The sequence below is a fragment of the Candidatus Methanomassiliicoccus intestinalis Issoire-Mx1 genome, from assembly GCF_000404225.1.
GTDB lineage: Archaea > Thermoplasmatota > Thermoplasmata > Methanomassiliicoccales > Methanomassiliicoccaceae > Methanomassiliicoccus_A > Methanomassiliicoccus_A intestinalis.
This window is the reverse complement of sequence record NC_021353.1, coordinates 208,508-227,172: the sequence shown is the minus strand read 5'-3', so window position 1 is coordinate 227,172 and position 18,665 is coordinate 208,508. Positions and strand designations below refer to the sequence as shown.

At 44.4% G+C, this 18,665-nt stretch carries 21 protein-coding genes; 1 reads left to right on the top strand and 20 read right to left on the bottom strand.

From position 1 onward, the window contains the following. Position 1: 1 nt before the first annotated feature. Genes fpoK through H729_RS00940 form a run of 9 tightly spaced genes read right to left on the bottom strand, consistent with a single transcriptional unit; the run spans position 2 to position 5,153 of the window. A complete protein-coding gene (fpoK, locus tag H729_RS00980; protein ID WP_020448134.1) occupies positions 2–304 on the bottom strand; it encodes a F420H2 dehydrogenase subunit FpoK in 303 nt (100 codons plus the stop codon). Then, positions 301–552, bottom strand: coding sequence for an NADH-quinone oxidoreductase subunit J (locus H729_RS00975; RefSeq protein ID WP_020448133.1), 252 nt, complete (start codon positions 550–552; stop codon positions 301–303). Before H729_RS00975 ends, fpoK begins: the two co-directional genes overlap by 4 nt. After that, a complete protein-coding gene (locus H729_RS00970) occupies positions 545–838 on the bottom strand; it encodes an NADH-quinone oxidoreductase subunit J family protein (RefSeq protein ID WP_020448132.1) in 294 nt (97 codons plus the stop codon). The genes H729_RS00975 and H729_RS00970 overlap by 8 nt, the downstream gene beginning before the upstream one ends. After that, the gene (locus tag H729_RS00965) at positions 838–1,596 is read right to left on the bottom strand and encodes a 4Fe-4S binding protein (RefSeq protein WP_020448131.1); all 759 of its coding nucleotides are present in this window, start codon (positions 1,594–1,596) and stop codon (positions 838–840) included. The genes H729_RS00970 and H729_RS00965 overlap by 1 nt, the downstream gene beginning before the upstream one ends. A gap of 1 nt (position 1,597) precedes the next feature. After that, complete coding sequence (gene nuoH / locus H729_RS00960) at positions 1,598–2,695, bottom strand: NADH-quinone oxidoreductase subunit NuoH (RefSeq protein ID WP_020448130.1); 1,098 nt, start codon at positions 2,693–2,695, stop codon at positions 1,598–1,600. A gap of 5 nt (positions 2,696–2,700) precedes the next feature. Next, complete coding sequence (locus H729_RS00955) at positions 2,701–3,783, bottom strand: NADH-quinone oxidoreductase subunit D (RefSeq protein WP_020448129.1); 1,083 nt, start codon at positions 3,781–3,783, stop codon at positions 2,701–2,703. Between the two features lies 1 nt (position 3,784). Beyond that, entirely contained in the window at positions 3,785–4,246 is a 462-nt protein-coding gene (locus H729_RS00950) for an NADH-quinone oxidoreductase subunit C (RefSeq protein WP_020448128.1), read from the bottom strand. Positions 4,247–4,257: 11 nt separating this feature from the next. Then, positions 4,258–4,788, bottom strand: coding sequence for an NADH-quinone oxidoreductase subunit B (locus H729_RS00945; RefSeq protein WP_048134174.1), 531 nt, complete (start codon positions 4,786–4,788; stop codon positions 4,258–4,260). Between the two features lie 23 nt (positions 4,789–4,811). Beyond that, positions 4,812–5,153, bottom strand: coding sequence for an NADH-quinone oxidoreductase subunit A (locus H729_RS00940; protein WP_236608641.1), 342 nt, complete (start codon positions 5,151–5,153; stop codon positions 4,812–4,814). A 232-nt stretch (positions 5,154–5,385) separates the two neighbouring features. Here H729_RS00940 and proC point away from each other — a divergent pair, with 232 nt between their 5' ends. Beyond that, a complete protein-coding gene (gene proC, locus H729_RS00935) occupies positions 5,386–6,195 on the top strand; it encodes a pyrroline-5-carboxylate reductase (protein ID WP_020448125.1) in 810 nt (269 codons plus the stop codon). A gap of 4 nt (positions 6,196–6,199) precedes the next feature. Here the strand turns inward: proC and H729_RS00930 are convergent, their stop codons facing one another. From H729_RS00930 to H729_RS00880, 11 genes are all read right to left on the bottom strand, one after another. Further along, positions 6,200–7,921: a TIGR04190 family B12-binding domain/radical SAM domain protein gene (locus H729_RS00930; RefSeq protein WP_020448124.1), complete on the bottom strand. Its 1,722-nt coding sequence runs from the start codon at positions 7,919–7,921 to the stop codon at positions 6,200–6,202. 338 nt (positions 7,922–8,259) lie between these two features. Continuing rightward, positions 8,260–9,042: a polyprenyl diphosphate synthase gene (uppS, locus tag H729_RS00925; protein ID WP_020448123.1), complete on the bottom strand. Its 783-nt coding sequence runs from the start codon at positions 9,040–9,042 to the stop codon at positions 8,260–8,262. 26 nt (positions 9,043–9,068) lie between these two features. After that, complete coding sequence (locus H729_RS00920; RefSeq protein ID WP_020448122.1) at positions 9,069–10,013, bottom strand: TiaS agmantine-binding domain-containing protein; 945 nt, start codon at positions 10,011–10,013, stop codon at positions 9,069–9,071. Positions 10,014–10,086: 73 nt separating this feature from the next. Further along, positions 10,087–10,614, bottom strand: a complete 528-nt coding sequence (locus tag H729_RS00915) for a uracil-DNA glycosylase (RefSeq protein WP_020448121.1) — start codon at positions 10,612–10,614, stop codon at positions 10,087–10,089. Next, positions 10,611–11,141: an orotate phosphoribosyltransferase gene (gene pyrE / locus H729_RS00910; protein WP_020448120.1), complete on the bottom strand. Its 531-nt coding sequence runs from the start codon at positions 11,139–11,141 to the stop codon at positions 10,611–10,613. Before pyrE ends, H729_RS00915 begins: the two co-directional genes overlap by 4 nt. Positions 11,142–11,143: 2 nt before the next feature. Next, a complete protein-coding gene (locus tag H729_RS00905; protein ID WP_020448119.1) occupies positions 11,144–11,716 on the bottom strand; it encodes a CDP-2,3-bis-(O-geranylgeranyl)-sn-glycerol synthase in 573 nt (190 codons plus the stop codon). Between the two features lie 39 nt (positions 11,717–11,755). After that, positions 11,756–13,642, bottom strand: a complete 1,887-nt coding sequence (locus H729_RS00900) for an ATP-dependent DNA helicase (RefSeq protein ID WP_020448118.1) — start codon at positions 13,640–13,642, stop codon at positions 11,756–11,758. 27 nt (positions 13,643–13,669) lie between these two features. Beyond that, complete coding sequence (locus tag H729_RS00895; protein WP_020448117.1) at positions 13,670–14,098, bottom strand: DUF6015 family protein; 429 nt, start codon at positions 14,096–14,098, stop codon at positions 13,670–13,672. A 213-nt stretch (positions 14,099–14,311) separates the two neighbouring features. Next, entirely contained in the window at positions 14,312–15,508 is a 1,197-nt protein-coding gene (locus H729_RS00890; RefSeq protein ID WP_020448116.1) for an MFS transporter, read from the bottom strand. A 110-nt stretch (positions 15,509–15,618) separates the two neighbouring features. Next, positions 15,619–17,229 (bottom strand): phosphoglycerate dehydrogenase, encoded by a 1,611-nt coding sequence (gene serA / locus H729_RS00885; protein WP_020448115.1) that lies wholly within the window; start codon positions 17,227–17,229, stop codon positions 15,619–15,621. Then, entirely contained in the window at positions 17,226–18,317 is a 1,092-nt protein-coding gene (locus H729_RS00880; RefSeq protein WP_052312404.1) for a pyridoxal-phosphate-dependent aminotransferase family protein, read from the bottom strand. Before H729_RS00880 ends, serA begins: the two co-directional genes overlap by 4 nt. Positions 18,318–18,665: the final 348 nt, after the last annotated feature.

The following is an 18,665-nucleotide window of genomic DNA, read 5'->3' as shown; positions in this document are numbered from 1 at the left end:
TTTACCACCTCAAGAGTTTGACTTCGTCAACGTTGACAGTGTCCCTGGCTTTGTACAAGGTCATTACGATAGCAAGACCTACTGCTACTTCAGCTGCAGCTATTGCAATAGCAAATACCGCAAACACTTGTCCAGTCAATCCTCCAGTGTATGAGGAGAATGCGACAAAGTTTATGTTGGCTGCATTCAGCATAAGTTCAACACACATCAGCACGATGATTGCATTTCTTTTTGTGAGAACTCCTACTGCTCCGATTACGAAGAGAATCGCTGAGAGACAGATGAACCATTCCAATGGAATCATTCCTTATCCTCCTCCTCTTCTTTTGCAAGATATACGCCTCCAAGCATAGAGACGAAAAGCACAATTCCTACTCCGATCAGAGCTAGTCCGTAGTTGTCAAACATCAGTTTACCAAGCTCGTAAGTGTCGGTATTCTGCTGAGTGTATCCTGTTGAAAGATCGCCTGTCAGTATAGGCCACAGCAGTACTGATAAGAACAGTATTCCGACGAGGACCATCACGACTGAGTATACTACACGCTTATTCATCGCGATCACCACCCAACAGCTTGCGCTTTGTCAGCATGATACCGAACAGCATCAGAACTGAAACTGCTCCGACATAGATCAAAATCTGAATCAACGCAAGGAATTCAGCTCCTAAGAAGATGTAAGTAAACGCTACGCCCATGAACGCCAAAGCGAGCCACATAACGCTACGTACAATTTCTTTGGAATACAACACTAATATTGCTCCAGCGATTGTCACTATAGCAAAGAATAGGAAGAAGAATTCGTCCCAGCCTATGGATGCTCCTAAAATCTCCCAGGCCATTACTGCACCTCCTTCATACAGAGCGCACTCTTGGGGCAAACTTCTACGCAGTTTTCACAAGATACGCACTTATCATTATCGAAAACAGGCCTTTTAATCGGACGGCCTTTTTCATTTACGCCCATCTCCTTCATTTCAACAGCGTTTACCGGGCAGATTTTTACACATTTTGAGCATCCGATGCACTTGCTGTCTTCAAGGGATGGCAGATCCTTGTTCTCCAATGCAGGTCTGGGAGCTGCTCCAGTATGAAGTTCTGCTGGCAAGACTTCCAGAATATGAACTTCATTTCCAGGTACTCCCTCATATTGCAACTGATAAGGATCGTAGATTAATGCTCCACGTGTAAAGGAGGCTAGCTCGTATTCGGGCGTGACGATCATGGCATCAGTGGGACAATATTCCGCACAGTAACCACACATCATGCAGCGACCGACATTTACTCTCGGCCTCTTTACTTTAGCAGGAGTCTCGACACCATCTTTTGGAAGATCGTCGACTTCCATCATATCAATGCATCTGTTGGGGCAGATACGCATGCATACTCCGCAACCTATGCACTTGTCAAATCTAAGTCCGGGACGACCGCGGTATACATCAGGAAGAACTAGTTTCTCCCATGGATACAAGACGGTTGTCGGTTTATGGATTGTAGACTTGAGTGTTTGTTTTAATGTAAGGGCAAGAGGCTTCAGGAGGAAACCTGTCAGGCCTAGCTCTTTAGACCTTTGTTTATTGGATCTTTTTGCTTCAGCCATTTTAGAACACTCCTGTTGCTTTTAATGCGATTGCAATGAACACGTTGATTGCAGCCAGAGGCAGGAGTCTCTTCCACCCGATGCTCAGGATCTGATCGGTCCTGACACGAGGCAGAGCACCTCTTACCCAGATCATAACGGCAAACACGATGAATGCTTTGAGTAAGAACCAGACTTCCTCCGGTATGATATTCGGGAATGGTCCGTCCCATCCGCCAAGGAATAACAAAGCAACTACTGCACAACCGGCATAACCACGGAAGTAATCAGTAAGCATCATCAAACCAAATCTGAAACCACCATATTCTGTACCCCATCCTTCTACAAGTTCTGCTTCTGCTTCAGGAAGATCGAAAGGAACCCTTTCCGCTTCAGCAGTAATTCCTATGAAGAATACTATGAAACCAATAATCAATGGTATTCCTAACCACATATTGGCTTGCTGCCAGGCTACAATGTCACCGTAGTTCATGCTTCCAGTCAGAATAATAACTGATACTACAGCCAAGAACAACGGAATTTCATAAGAAATAATCTGTGCGGCTGCACGCATTCCACCGATGAGGGTATATTTGTTGTTTGAAGCCCAGCCACCGAGCAGAATAACGAACGGTGCAATACAGAAGATTGCAAAAGTCAGAAGCACACCGAGTTCTGAATTGGACATATACCACTGAGTACTCAGTGGAAGAGTACCTAGCAAAAGTACAGATGTTCCAATGTATAGAACAGGCACTAAGTTGAAAACGCCTTCATCAGCATTTTCGGGAATGATTGTCTCTTTCAAGAAGGTCTTCAAACCATCAGCGATGTTCTGGAAATAACCCAAAGGACCAACCATTGTACCTCTGCGGTCCATCAACCTTCCCAGCATCTTACGTTCCTGCCAGATCATTGTGATATCCACAAGGAATCCGACAATGAAGACGAAGATACCAATGAGCAGCAACATAATTACTGTTCCCAAGGTATCGCTCATCAGGAAGTCGGCGAATCCATGAAGACCCAGCCAGTTGAAGAATGCGCCTAAGACGTCATCCATCAACCAGTTAGCTAAGGCATCCATTCCGCCCCATAAGTCAATAGATACACTGCTCATCTAAATCACCTGTCCGTTTCACCCATGCAGACATCGATCATACCCATGATGGATGGGACATCTGCTACCTTGCATCCGTTTACCATGACAGGTGCGGCAGAAAGCGTAACGAAGAAAGGACTTCTTACTTTCAGTCTGAATGGCTTCTCTGTTCCATCACCTATAACATACATCAGACTCTCTCCACGAGGGTCTTCCATTCTAGCCATACCTGTGCCTTCTGGAGCATAGCGCGGAGGCTTTACTCTGACAGGACCTTTGGGCATCTTTTTGAGAGCGTCACGGATAATTTGAACAGACATTCTCATTTCATCCATTCTTACTCTGTATCTTGCGTAAACATCACAATCAGGCTGTACGCAGGAATGCCAGTCTAAGTTTTCATAGACTTCATATGGATCATCTTGACGGACATCAAAGTCCACACCGCTTCCACGCAGGCTTGGTCCTGTAACGCCGAGGTTAATGGCGTCTGCTGCAGAGAGAGGTGCTAGATCTTCCATTCTCATTCTGAAAACAACGTTACGATCGACGAGGTCTTCGTACTCATCCATACGCTTTTCAAAAAAGTCTAGAGTTCTAACAAGGTCTCTTTCCCACTCAGGGGTCGTATCATTTCTGACACCGCCGATACGAGTGTAATTATATGTCATCCTCGCACCGCACAATGACTGGAAAAGATCCATGAAAAGCTCTCTTTCCCTCATTGCATAAAGGAAAATAGTCAGGTTACCAAGATCTGGACCGATAGCAGCCAACCACATCAGGTGTGATGCGATTCTCTGCAGTTCATCAGCGATTACACGGATGTATTTAGCACGCTCAGGAACTTCCAGTTCCATGAGGTCCTCTACTGCCAAGCAGTATACGTGGCTCCATGTATATGATGAACCATAACAGAGTCTGTCGGCCATGGGAATGATCTGCGGATATGTTCTGTCTTCCACCATCTTTTCCCATCCGCGGTGAAGATATCCAATGACTGGCTCAGAATTTGTAACGGTTTCTCCATCTACTTCGATACGAAGATTCCAGAGACCGTGTGTCATAGGGTGCTGAGGACCCATGTTAATCCACATCTTTGCCATTTCAGAGACCTCCACTCTTGAAGTCCTTCCTCATCGGGAAGAACTGAACATCCTCATCCAGCAGAATCCTCTCAAGTTTTGGATGATTCTTGAAAATTATACCAAACATATCATAGGCTTCTCTCTCGTGCCAGTTAGCTCCACCCCACAAAGGAGTGATGGAGTCTACTTCTGGATTGTCACGAGGCAGATCAACAACAATCTCAATTGTGATTTTGTTGACATATGATGTGATGTGGTAGACTACCTGGAAGCGATCCATACGATCTACACCAGATACACATGAGCAATGTTCAAAGTTAAGCGCGTCTTTAAGGAACGTGCAGAGTTTTAAAATCGAGTCTTTGTCCGCAGTAGAATATATTCTACGGGGTTTATTTTTATCAAGGATTTTTACTTCATCTGATGAAAATTCTGAAGTGATTTTTTCCTTGACCTGGTCAATTGTAAACGCATCAGCCAAATATATTCACCTCAGTCATCCAAAAATGTACCTTGCTGTTCTACCTTGATTTTCTCTTGCAGTTTCAAGAAACCATCAATCATGGCTTCAGGCCTAGAGGGGCATCCGGGGATGTAAATGTCGACTGGAATAAAAGTGTCGACACCCTGCACAACATTGTATGAATCATACCAGGGTCCACCTGAAATTGCGCATTCTCCCATAGCCACGACCCATTTTGGATCGGGTATTTCCTCATAGAGACGACGAAGAGCAGGACGAAGTTTTTTTGTTACCCATCCATTCACAAGAAGAACATCAGTCTGTCTTGGTGAAGAACGGTACACAACACCGACTCTCTCTGCATCGAATCTAGGGGCAGACGCAGCAGCCATTTCCAGAGCGCAGCATGCAATACCAAAGTGCAGAGGGTGCAGAGAGTTTCTCTGTGCCCAACTCCAGATCGGAGCTGTTGCTTTGTCAACGAGTCTCTTTATCCCGCTGGATCTGCTGAGTTCATCAACGACCTCACGGGACCAAGACTTAAACTCATCGGCAGTCATGGCAATGGCATTTGGAAATAGACTCAAATCCATAGCTTCTCCTCCTTCTTGAGAGCGTAATATACACCGACTAAAAGCAGTGCAAAGAACGCCAACATCATTAGTTTAGCATCGAACATGAGATAATCAAACGAGAGTGCCCAGATCATCAAAAAGATTGTAACTACATCGAAAACAACGAAAATAATTGCAAACATATAGAACTGAAAATGGAACTGGATCTGTGCACCACCGATTGGAACCTCACCGCATTCATAGGTCTCCCGCTTAAGAGGCGTCACTCGAGTAGGACGGAAAAATCTTGAGACGTAGAATGCCAATATCGGAAATCCCAACGCAACCACTGTGAAGATTGCGACCGGCAAATAGGTATCCCAGAGCATTGGTCGGACAATATGATGCCTCTATAAATACATTGTCGAAGCGATAATTTTGCAGCCAGTGAAGACGCCTACTTGGCGTTAAACCATCGTTTATTAAAAAAATCCACGGGGATAGATAATACAAAGTCTGTTAAAATCAAAGGGAAGATTCAAGAATCATTTGAGCAGTTAGGCGTTTAGTTTAACATTGAATTGCAAACCAACGGTGCATATCATGAGTAAAAAATTTGGATTTATTGGCGCAGGCAATATGGCCGAGGCATTGATGAAAGGATTGATCAACGGACAGCTCACGACCGCTGAAGAGCTTATTGCCAGCGAAGTTGTCGCTGCCAGAAGAGACTACATTAAAAAGAATCTGGGAGTGAACGTAACTGCCAGCAACAAAGATGTTGTGAATGAAGCTAAAGTGATCGTACTGGCAGTAAAACCAAATGTCGTTGCTACAGTATTAGATGAACTGAAACCCAGTTTGACTAAAGACCATCTGGTGGTTTCTATAGCTGCAGGTGTGAAGATTTCATCCATTGAGTCTCATCTCAACGAAGGCGTCAGAGTGATAAGAGTCATGCCTAACCAGCCCTGTCTAGTCAGCGCATCTGCGTCTGCCTTTGCTCTTGGAACATACGCCGGTGACGATGATAAGGCATTAGTCCAGAAAATGCTGGAAGCTGTAGGAATTGCATATGCAATGGAAGAAAAACAGCTCGATGCTGTAACAGGCCTCAGCGGTTCAGGACCAGCATACATCTATCTGGTGATTGAAGCTTTGTCAGACGGCGGAGTAATGGCCGGCCTGCCGAGAGATGTTTCTACTGCACTGGCTGCACAGACTGTCTTAGGTGCTGCAAAAACAATACTGGAAACAAAAATGCACCCTGGCCAGGCAAAGGACATGGTCACTTCTCCCGCGGGAACAACCATTGAAGGAATGCGTATCCTTGAAAATTCAGCTGTAAGGGGAGCATTCATTGATGCAGTCCTGGCAGCAACTGAAAGATCTAAAGAGCTGGGCAAAAATTAAGCCCTCATCTCTTTTTCTTTTTAAAGATCAAACCTTTGACTACCCGGGGCGCACTGCGGAATACACTCTGGCTGTCCCATTCCAATTCTCTTTTTTGACAGATCGTGGATTCCATCAGCTCCATTCCCCGGCCCCTCAGTGCATCCAAAGCGGCTTTTCGGTCTTCTGAGCTCTGAATCTTTGTGGCTGCTTCTACTTCAGACAGCAGTGCCCTGGCTTCTTTAGACCTGGAAGTGATTTCATCATATTCTTCCTGAGTGATGTGTCCTACGTCAAGCCTCACCCTGCTGAGAAGATCCGCAGCATCATAAGACGTCTGAGCGATCTGATCCCGGGTCATCCATTTTGTTTCGTATGAGAGAACATCCTTCCAGCTGGGGCTTGTAAGCCTGACCCTGTGCTCTTCAAGAGTGTGTGCCAGCAGCTTATAGCCGTATTTTTCAGGATTCTCAAAAGCAAAACTTCCCGGGTCAAGGAATGGAGCCAGAGGTGATGTGTAAATGTGCAGCCTGCTGTCATTGCCGTTGCTGCCGTATAAGTCTCTGGTATATTGTGCTGAACTGATGGCAGACTCTGGAGTCTGTTCAGGAAGACCAATCATGAAAAACATATCGAATCTTTGGCAGTTGTTCTGAAGCGCGAATCCGATGCTTTTATTCATGGAATGGTTGTCAAACTTTCTTCCCAGAGCATAACGTACATTCTCTTCGTGAGAATCTGGAGAAAACTGAATCGAATACCTGCTGAATGTTGAATCTGCAGCTTTAAAGAACGACTCCGGCGGAGGCACAAAGTATTCCAGAATTACATGGGTATCGATACCAAGGTTTTTGCACTCTTTGAAGAAACGTTCAGCATAACTTTCCCCGTGCTGCCTTAAGTCTCCTACTACAAAAACAGGAGCTTTCAGGTAATTTTCCACGTTGCTTATATCCTCTGCAACTTTTTCAGGGCTTCTGAATGCTGGCTTAGAGCGGGACAACACAATCTTGTTTGCTCCGCAGCTGCCTCCGCATACTGCGCAGCAGTGCGAGCATCCTCTGACGGTAAACGATACTGTAAGAGGATATCTGTCCCAGTCTTTGAAAGGCTTAGCTCCTTCCAGATCCATATTTTTTATTACAGACTTTATGATCCAGGCGTAATCAATATCCAGATAATCTAAATCGTCCGGGATGAAAGTCATATCATTTACGGTAATCTTGCCATCTTTCTTCCAAGTCAGATTCGGCACTTTAGACAGATCCCCTGATCTGCTTAATGTGTCCATCAGCGTAACGACTGGCTGTTCAACTGAGTCTCCTCTCAAAACCAAGTCTACCTGCGGATACTGAATCAATTCCTCCTGAAAATATGACGATGAAAATCCTCCAAAAAGTATCTTTGAATCAGGATGCAGCCTCTTGAGAATCTCAGCTACGGCTAGAGAACCATGAGCATGCGGAAGCCAGTGAAGATCAATGCCAAATACGTCTGAGTTAATCTTTGATAAAAACGCTTCTACGTCCAGCTTACTGTCATTCAGCATCATGCTGGCAAGGTTTATGATTCTGACCTTGTAACCGGCTTTGCTGAGATGGGCAGCCATCGTTGTAAAACCAAACGGATACATTTCAAAAACAGGAGTCGATGGTACCAGATCGCTGACCGGCCCGTAAAACATAGACTCTTTTCTGAAATCATATACGCTGGGAGCGTGAATGAATACTAAGTCGTATTTAGCCATAGTCTGTTCGACCCCCCAGCAGATACACTCTAGAAAAATGTTTTCACGTTCCCTGAGTAAGCTGCCGGTGTGGCTGGATGCAATGATTCTGCATCATATATACATTAAATAGAAATTGTATGGTATAAGTTCCTCCATATTGTATAAGGATATGATTTAAATTCACAATATGCGTAGAAGTATTCAAGTTGGAATATATACAGCAGCCCAGAAGAAATACTGCTGCGGGATTGCCGCCTGCTCATCCCAGAGCATTTTGAGCAGAGCTGGCATTTAACTGCAGAAGGCTGATTCTGTAAGCTGTATATTGAACAATGAAATTTCAAAACAGAGGTAGATCAGGTCCCGAAACGCCTCTGACGCATCTGGTATGAACGAATAGCACGAAGAAAATCAATCTTCCTGAAACCAGGCCAATATACATCCGTAAAATATAATTCAGAATATGCGAGCTGCCACAGCAGGAAATTTGAAACTCTCTCCTCGCCTGAAGTCCTGAGAACTAAATCAGGATCTGGAAAGTCAGCTGTGTACAGGTAAGTAGAGACTGTGTCTTCACAGATATCATCTACCTCCATCTCTCCGTCTTTGACTTTCTGCGCAATCTGCCTGATTGCATGAGTTATTTCCTGGCGGGAACCATAGGCCAGTGCAATATTGTAATAGTGATTGGAATACTCTTTAGTCTTCTCTTCAGCGATCTCTATGGCATCAAGAACATTCGGCGGAATTAATTCTCTCTGGCCTAAGACTTTTACTTTTATTCCATATTTGTGTACTCTGTCGTCATCAGCCAGTTTTATGAAATTTTCTTCAAAAAGATCCATCAGCGCAGATACTTCCTCAGCGCTGCGCTTTCCATTTTCAGTAGAAAAAGCGTAAACTGTCAGGATCTTAATGTCAAGCTCCATACACCAGTCTAAGACTTCTTCAAGCTTGTCTTTGCCTTTTATGTGTCCTTCGGTGGAAGAAATCCCAAGCTCTTTGGCAAACCGCCGGTTGCCGTCCATGATAACCGCGATGTGATGCGGTATATCACCCTCCGATACCTCCTTGAATAGAAGTTTCTCATATGTCTGATATGCAGTACTTGAGATCGCTTTAGAGATTTCTTGTTTCATTACCTCACCAAAGATCCCGATGATGATTATTCATCGAGAATGTCTGCGGCCATAAGACCCATATCAAAGCATCCTATCGCAGCAACAGCTCCAATAGTTCCGTTTTCACCGGTGATTTTTATAATTTTCGCTCCGCCATCGGCTGCAGCTTTCTTGGCGTCATCGACTGTGAGAATTTCTTTTTTAGCTCTCAGGCCGTATTCAGAGAGCTCCTGCGGAATTTTAAGACCCTGGTAAACCGCCAGCGTTGTATCATCTGAATATGTATTTTCACGAAGATAGTTCACTACATATTCTGTAAGCTTTTCCACTTCATCTTCCCTCACGGCAAACGATACGCCTACGGCAGCGCAGTTAGTCGTCTTTTCAGGAACTTTTGGATTAAGCTGTGTAATTTTATGTTCGAGGAACTTGCCGTAGGGAGCTGATCTAGCCATTTTCAGCATCAGAACCCATGAAGCCCCCTTTTCTTTGGTGTCTGTATCATCTGCAGCATACACTACGCGCACCATTTTAGGGGTGTAAATATTTACCAAAACTCTGTTGGCTCCCCCTACTTTAAACCCTTCGGGGTATTCAGCCTTAATTACGCCTGGCCCCTGAGCCAGACAGACACCGACACCGACGCTTGCCCCTGCCAGACCAACCCATGTTGTTTTTACAAGATCTCCCTCGATCTTAACGGCTTTCAAAGCAGAGGCCCCTATGCCTTTCGCTGCAGGGCCGAAATTAACTTCACCTTCTCCAAGGTCTGCATCCATGACGAGCATGTTGCCGTCTGTGCGTATACTCCTGAGAACACCGCCGCTGCGTTTCCTGTTGGCAATATCCCACTCCATAGCACCTTTAACATCACAACACTCGATCAGCGTAGCTATGTTGTTTTTTTCATCAACTAAGGTGTAGAAACCTTGGCAGAAAAGCTTACCATGCGTTTTAATAAGCTCATCTGGGGTGATTACTAAAGACATGATGTACAGTCTCCGATTCTTAAACTCATCATTGTACCTATAAATAGCTCTTACGGTCTGGCAGACATAAAAATTATTTGCTGGGCATATATTCTTTGGCAATCTCTATAGAATTTTTCAGACTTTCAAGAGCTTTTCTGCTGTAAAAGGTTGCAGCCGGATGGTAGGCAATCAGGACTTTGATCTCATTGCCTGCGATCATTACTGGAATCATAGTGTTGGCTTCCGAGCCCATTTTAACGTCCCTTCCGATCAGGTCTTTTGCAGCTGACCTGCCCAGAGCAATGATCAATTTCCGATCTTTAAGTTCCTGCTCCAGCCTTGGATAGCATGCTTCCATTTCTTTTGACGTTGGATCCCTGTTGTTGGGAGGCCTGCATTTTACAGTATTTGTGATAAAAACACTGCTCCTGGCAAGACCTACTTCCTCCATAAGTCTGCTTAGTACCTTGCCAGACTTTCCTACGAAGGGTTTCCCCAGCCGATCCTCATCAGCTCCGGGAGCCTCTCCTACAAACGCAACCGGAGACTGAGGATCTCCATCAGGCATGACGATATTTTGTCTGCCTTCGCAGAGGGGACAATCTTCACAGGAGATCATCGTTTCAACACATCCTCTGCAGTTATCAGAGACAGCAGTTCGACTCCTTTTTCTCTTAAGAGCTCTGAACCGCCAGACTGCCTGTCAACAACACAAAATACATTTTCAATAATGCCTCCGGCGTTTCTCACTACATCCACAGCTGTTGAAACAGAACCTGCTGAGGTGACCACATCTTCCACCATCAGGATTTTAGAGCCTTCGGTCATTGTCCCCTCGATCAGTTTCTGTGTGCCGTGATCCTTTTTTTCTTTTCTTACCATAATATATGGAATTTTAGTTCTCAGAGAAAGTGCCACTGCAAGCGGTACAGAGCCAAGGGCCACTCCGCCAATTAAGTCAAACTTTAACCCGGCAGCTGCTATGCTTTTAGCCATCTCGTCCGCGATTGTCTCGAGAACGTACGGGTCTGTGCTGGCTTTTTTAATATCGATATAATACTCACTTTTTTTTCCAGAAGCGAGTGTAAAATCCCCATAAGCCAGAGCATTACAGCTTACTAGCGCGTTCTTAACTCGGTCGTTCATGTTTACCAAGGCTCCTTTTTCTTTCCCATTTTAAAACCGATGATGTTTACAGAACGATGCAGAACCGGCACTATGATTAATACCGTAACTAATGAAATCAATCCTGTGCCTGTGACATAGGTTGAAATCAGCCAGTCTGGGAAAAACAAGCATGTGACAAGCATTGCACCAGCTACAAAATCATACTGATCGAGTACCGGGGCTTTCTGTCCCCTTTCCATTCCCAGCCTGCGTTTGATAAATGCACCGCACATGTCGCCCAGCAGTGATCCCAGTGCGAGAGTGAAGACTATTCCAATGTTCTGCGGGAAAGATCCGTACCCCCAGAAATTTACTGGATCAAATAAATAGGCGATAGCAATCAGAATTATTCCAAGAAATGTTCCAGAGGCTACTCCGCCGATAAGCCCACCCCAGGTTTTACCGTCACCTAAGATGCGTTTTCCCCTCCAGGTCTTGCCAAAATCAATCGGCGTTCCGCCGCCGAAGAGAACAGCTGCTGAATTTGGTATCAGGGCTGGCAGGAAAAGGAAGATGCCGAGTACGATAGCCGTAAGAACTTCTGAAACGTCCATTGAGCATGGATAACTCACAGGGGTTAAATGTTTTCTACATCAGCGGCCTGCAAAAAAGTTAAGAATATCGTTTACAGGAGCTTCAGACAGGTGAGAAACGAAACGGTCTGAAAACTGAACTGCCCGTTTATCAAGTATCAGTGCAATACCAGCATCATCTTCGGTACGTATGAGTCTTCCCAGAGTCTGCAGCAGTCTTCTAGTAACAGGTGCTTTGACAGTATACTCCCAGCCCCTTCCAAACTTAATCTCATAATAATGCAGCAGAGCCCTCTGCTTTGCATTAGGCTTCGGATAAGGTATCCCTTCTAAAATTTCAATTTCCAGTTCATCGCCTGGGAAGTCTATCCCTTCGCTTATTCTGCCGCCCATTACAGCAAATAATACAGCTGGCTTCGAAGACTTGAAACTTTTTACTTCATTCATGAGTTCATGCTGCTGCATGCCTTTTCTTTCCATGAAGACATCATTGTGGATTCTGAGCAGAATTTTGTCTTCGAGGAACTTATTCATTAAGGTGTACGATGAGAAGAATACTGCAGTATTCTTGTTGCAGGTGTTGCATACAGAAACTGTGTAATCTTCCATTTTTTTGATGATTTCTTCATCTTTCAGCAGCTCTTCGTACTTTGTCGTAACATCGTCTGTATAGATTACTGAACGTTTTGAAGGGTCAAAGGGAGATGGAAAGATGATGGAACGCGATTCTTTCGGTATTCCGATTGATGCCCTGTATTCATTCAGAGGAGAAAGAGTTCCAGACATATGGAGGGAAGAATAACAGCTGAAAACAGGCAGACATGCTACAGATGGATCCATGCAGTATGCTTCAAAAGCCGGATTTTCTCCTCCAGTTATCAGCTTGACATAGAATTCTTCATATGTGTCCGCCCAAAGCTGCAGGAAGTTTCCCAGAGAATATATGTATGATCGGGGCAGCCTGCCCTTTTTTCGTTTGGCATCCCGTATTGTATCTCCAAATTCTGAAATATTCTCCGCTGCAGCATCCAAGGCATGAGATGTGATGAAAAAAGCAGACATTAAACCGGCTTCAAGAAAATCTGGAGGGATTATACCGTCATCTTCAATGAGATATTCTTCCTGGGCTTTATTCAGCAGGATGTCAATCTGTTTTACAAAATCTCTTACGGTAATTCCCTTCAAAACTTCGGGATTTCCAAAATCATCCAGTTCCTTATTCACCAGCTCAATAACTTTTGAAGACAGTTTGAACGACTTTATCTCCCTGGCATATTCAGGAAGATTATGAGCTTCATCCACTATGACGATAAGATCTGTTTCTGAAATGTTCATCCAGTCCAGAAGCCTTTGTCTTATGTATGGTGAGAAGAAATAAACATACGGCGCGGCTACAACCGTTGCGCGGGAAAGAAGATCTTTCGTAAGCTCATGCGGGCACATGCCACGCTTATCACAATAATCTGAGAATTCTTCAACGGAAGGCAGGTTTTCTCTGCAGTATTTTTCCACATCCTCAAAATCGGATGTTATGGTTTTCCGGTAAAATCTGCAGCCTCCTTCACTGTCGGAAATGGCTCTTGCTTTCTTTTCTGCACAAAGCTTGGAAAGTTCTTCCGGAGTACCAGACCGGAGATCTGGATCACGCTGCACTAAAGGACATGTGTTCTGTCTGCCCTGAATGGCAACTCCGAAAACAGGCGTGATCTCATTTATCTTTCTCAGCTCCGTCATCACTTGGTGCTGCTGAGAATTCGTTCTTGTAAGGTACAGAACTTTCTTATCATTCTTCAGGGCGGTATCGAGCGTACCTGCTAAGGCACATACAGTCTTACCGGTTCCTGTCCCAGACTCAAGAACAAGATGGGAAGCGGAAGATGTCGAATCAGCTATAGATTCGACGAGTTCTTCCTGAAACTTACGAAATTTATAGGGAAAGAGTCCCATTGGCACAAGATAAGGAGCTAATGCTCCTTAAAAACTGCTTGCGCCGGGATTTTTGAGAGTGTCCCAGACACCGTCTTCCAATTCTTCATAGATGGAGACATCAGAGTCAGCATCTTCACCCTTCATATCGTAACCGCATACCAATTCCAGAATGCGTTCCTTACGGAAAAGCCAATAGTGGATTCTCCACTCTCTTCCATCATAGAGGGTTGTCTCTTCACGTTCCGTAGTCAAAATCCCGGTGTCTTCCAACATATAGAAAGCATCCCGGTCTTCAGGCTCAAGAACGTTGTCGATCATGCGCTCGCTGTATCCAAAGAAATTCAGAATGTGCTGAGCCATCTCCTTTGCCTGCTCTTCTGGCATACCTTCCCTGTCTATGCCATTCCTGATAGCGATTGTTAAGTTTTCGAGAGTTAATACGCTCTCCATATCCATTTTTGATTTTGATGTCATACCTACACCCCTTGGTGATGGCTTTAACCTTCACTCTTCTGCAATCAACTTTCTAAACTTACATATATAGCAATTTAGTGTTGGTTATCACAATCTAGAATAATGCCTATATATGTTATCTAGTGCATATCACAATATGTATAAAGTTATGTCCATAACTTTAATTGAATAAGTATGAACATATAATCCAATAAAGCTTATTTTGGCCTTGTTTTAACGGTGCTGAACTTCTTCCAGACTTTTTGATTTTATATTTAGGATTACGGTTATCGCAAACGCCAAAAATGCAAATAATGCACCACAGATGCCGACATACCTCAGACTTGCAAAAGTTACGATAGCGCTCCCGCAGACTGACCCTAAAGCTATGCCGAAATTGAACGAAACAGGGCTTAGGGAAGATGCTAGATTGATAGATTCCGGAACATTCTGAGACGCTATGTTCAGAAAATGCATCTGTATTGAAGAGTTCATGAGATACATCAGAACGCCAAGGGCAAAGATGTTGATCAGGCCTGCTGCAGAATACAGAGTAGTAAGAGGAAGAACTGCCAGACAGATTGTCTGAATCAGGAAGGCCTTGGGCATCTTTTTCATTCCGCCTGAGGAAGCAATCCTTCCAGAGATCAGATTGCTTACGATAGAAGTTACTCCAAACAGCAGCAGGACGATACTTACATATTCTACTGGAACACCCAATTCAGTCTCTAAAATTGGAGTCAGATATGTGTAAAACACATATGATGCAGCAGCGCCGAAAAATACAATCAGCACTCCGAGAATTATCCGGACATCTTTGAACAGGATGAATTGGTGCGTCAGACTCTTAGATGTCATAACAGACCCTTGTCTGGGCAGAGTTTTGTACAACAGCAGAGTTACAAAAACGCTGACTGTGCAGATTACAAAGAAAACATACCTCCATCCTATGACCTGAGTCAATGCAGTTCCTATTGGAACACCAATTATCGATGCTATGCTGAATCCAGAAAAGATCCATGCTATAACTTTAGGCATGTTTGCAGGCTCAGTCGTGTCCTTGGCAAAGGTCATTCCGATTGACAGCAGGGCTCCTGAAACCACGGCGGTCACGATTCTTGCAATCACGAGAACGACATAACTGGGCGCAAATCCGCAGAGAAGATTTCCCAGGATAAAGACTGCAGCCAGAAAGATCAGCAAATGCAGCCTGTTGAACCTGCTGCTTATTGTAGTTATAAAAGGCGTCCCGATAGCATATGCAAATGCAAACAAAGATACAAGATTGCCGACAAGGGCAAGAGATACGTTCAGCCCTTCGGAGATATCCGGCAGAATGCCTACAATTATGAACTCACTGGTACCTAAGATAAAACTTAACAGAATCAGAGAGATTACAGGTAAAGTAAAAATCGTTGCAGATGATCTCACAAAGCCGCCTTCTTCCAGCCGATTGTCGTGTTATGTGCATCTTATACTTTTTCATTTTGCTTTTGAAGCGAAATAATACTTTTAAAAAAAATAAATAAAAAGTGGTTTGTTTAGAACTGAAGGTATTCCCTTGAGTCTAAACCACTGAGTTTGATTGTGCGGACTTCTTTGAAATCCTTCACCTGGTTCATCTCTTTTATGAGATCTAAACTTACAGGCGTATCTACAGAAATCAGAAGAAGTGCATTTCCGCCTTTGTCTTTCCTTCCCAGGCCCATTCTGGCAATGTTGATTCCCTTGTCTCCCAGAATGGCTCCTACACGACCGATAATTCCTGGTACATCGGCGTGGGCGGAAAGCAGGAAGTCTCCTTCCAGCGGTATATCTAGATCGAAGTCGTCAATTCCAAGCAGACGAGGCTCAGACTCGGGGAATGCGGTTCCGCGGACTTCTCTCTTGCAGTTTTCAGATTCAATAGATACAGAGATCATGTTGACATAGCGCTTGGAATCTTCTACTTTTGATTCCATAACCTGTATGCCTTTCTCCTTAGCGATATAGCTTGCATTGATGATGTTTGGAGACTCAGTTGACAGATTTGAAAGAACTCCCATCAAAGCAGATACTGTGATCATTTTTGTATCTACAGAAGCCAAGTCGCCGTATACAGTGACGTTTATTTTAGAAACCGGTGCATCGACCAGCTGTACTGCAAATGCTCCCAGTCTTTCTGCAACTGAGATGAAGGGCAGCACTTTTGGATCCATGCCGCGGACTGGTGCGTTGATGGCATTCTTGATTTTATGATCAACTAAGAAAGACATGACTGCTTCTGCCATCTCCACAGACACTTTTTCCTGAGCTTCTTTTGTAGACGCTCCCAGGTGAGGAGTGACAACGATATTATCCAGTGTAAGCAGAGGAGATCCTGTCGGAGGTTCCTGCTCAAACACATCGATTGCAGCTCCAGCAATCTTTTTCTCCTTCAAAGTATCATATAAAGCCTGGCTGTCAATAAGTTCTCCTCTGGCCACATTCAGGATCATGGCAGTCGGTTTCATTTTAGAGATCAGATCTTTATTGATCAGATGGAATGTTCCAGGAGTCAGAGCTGCATGAATCGTGATGATATCTGCCTGCTCGACCACTTCTTCCAAGGACATCAGGCGTACACCAAGTTTTACAGCTACTTCCGGAGAAATGTATGGATCATATCCGATAAGCTTCATGCCGAATGATTTTGAGCGCTTTGCCACCTCTCCTCCGACACGGCCTATTCCAATAATTCCCAGAGTCTTACCGTTCAGTTCAATTCCGGTGAATTTAGAACGTTTCCATTCTCCGGCTTTTAGAGAGACGTTTGCAGGAACCACGTTGCGTGCCAGAGACAGCATCATTGCCATCGTATGCTCCGCAGCTGAGATGATGTTCGCTGCTGGAGTGTTCATTACTAAAATACCCTTTTTGGTAGCGGCATTGACATCTACATTGTCTACGCCTACTCCGGCTCTTCCAACTACCTTTAATTTTTTACCTGCTTCTATGACATCCTCTGTTACCTTTGTACCGGACCTGATTACAAGAGCGTCATAATCGCCTATGATTTTTACTAATTCATCGTGAGGAATATTTGGTTTGGCATCGACTTCTACAGCGCCTCCCTTCCTCAGCATATCGAGACCCTCTTTGGAGAGTTCGTCACTAACTAACAGTTTTATCATTGCAATTCCTCTATGATTTCATCAATGTTTTTGAGAAGACCTTTTATCTCAGGAACGGTGAGATCTCCCATATGACCAATGCGGAATGTCATTTCTTTGATATCCCCATATCCGTTAGAGATTTCAAATCCGCGTTCGTTAAGCTTGCTTTGAAGCTTGCCGAATTCTATATTTTTCTTGAATATGACAGAGATTGTTTTTGATCTGAAGCCTGCTTCTGCGAAGAGGCCCAGATTTTTCTCAGCCCATGCATGTACCGTATCGGCCATCTCCTGATGTCTGGCGTATCTGTTTTTGACGCCTTCTTTCAGAATTCTGTCCAGCTGGAAGTCCAAGCCGTACAGCAGAGATACCGGCGGAGTAGTTAGTGAGAAACTCTTGTCTGCCATTTTTTTCATCTGAATAAGATCGAAATAATAACCCCGGTTGGGAACACTTTCTGCTTTTTTCAGCAGACGGTCTGAGCAACAGATAATTGCCAGTCCCGGCGGAAGTGCGAGTGCTTTCTGAGTGCCGAAAACCACTGCGTCCGCATCCAATTCTTTCAGGTGCATATCGCTTCCGTAAGCGGCGGTAACTGCATCGATGAAGATCAGAGGGTCATGCTTGCTGCGGATCTCATCGCTTACTTCCTTCACTGGATTCAAAACTCCAGTAGAACTTTCATTAGCGATCATTGTAACGGCTTCAATCGAGTCATCGATCTGTCCATCCACATGCTCCGCCCTTACGGCTTTGCCCCATTCCACATCGATTTTCTTGACATTTTTACCATTGTCGCTGCCGATGCTCTGCCAGCGGTTTCCAAATGATCCGTTTGAGATACCAGCCATGTTTGACTTCACGCCGCATCTTACACAGGCTTCAAGGAGTCCTGAAGCTGAAGACGGGGACATCATGATATTCATGTCTGTGTCCAGGGTCTTGTGCAGTTTTTCAACTAGATTTGCCTGGAACTGTTCATAGTCTTTGCCACGATGAGTTATCATCGGTTTTGTCATGGCTTCGAGGACTTCTTTCCGGACCTCGACTGGACCAACTGTAAAAAGCGTGCGATTCAAACTATCCCCTCTCAATTCCGCGGTCATTAAGCGCTTGTGGCTATATTGATTTTCATATATAGTCTCTGATACTTCATGCTCTCAGCGCTTCTTTGTTCCGCGATACGGAGCAATCCGGTATGGAACATGCACCTGCAGCATTTTTCAGTATCGGGCAGGTTCAATTTGACAGTTTATGAGACTAGTGTCATTGAAGCCTGTACATGGATAAGCGCACAGAGGCGGATCATCCTGTCCAAGGCTCATTTTTTAACTGTCAAGCGTTAGAGTCGCTCAGTGAGTTGCGGTTCTAATACAAGAACTTTATTTATACATGAATGCTCAGATTTGTACTGACAGTGAGATTGATTCCGTTATTCGGAAATTTCATGCAGT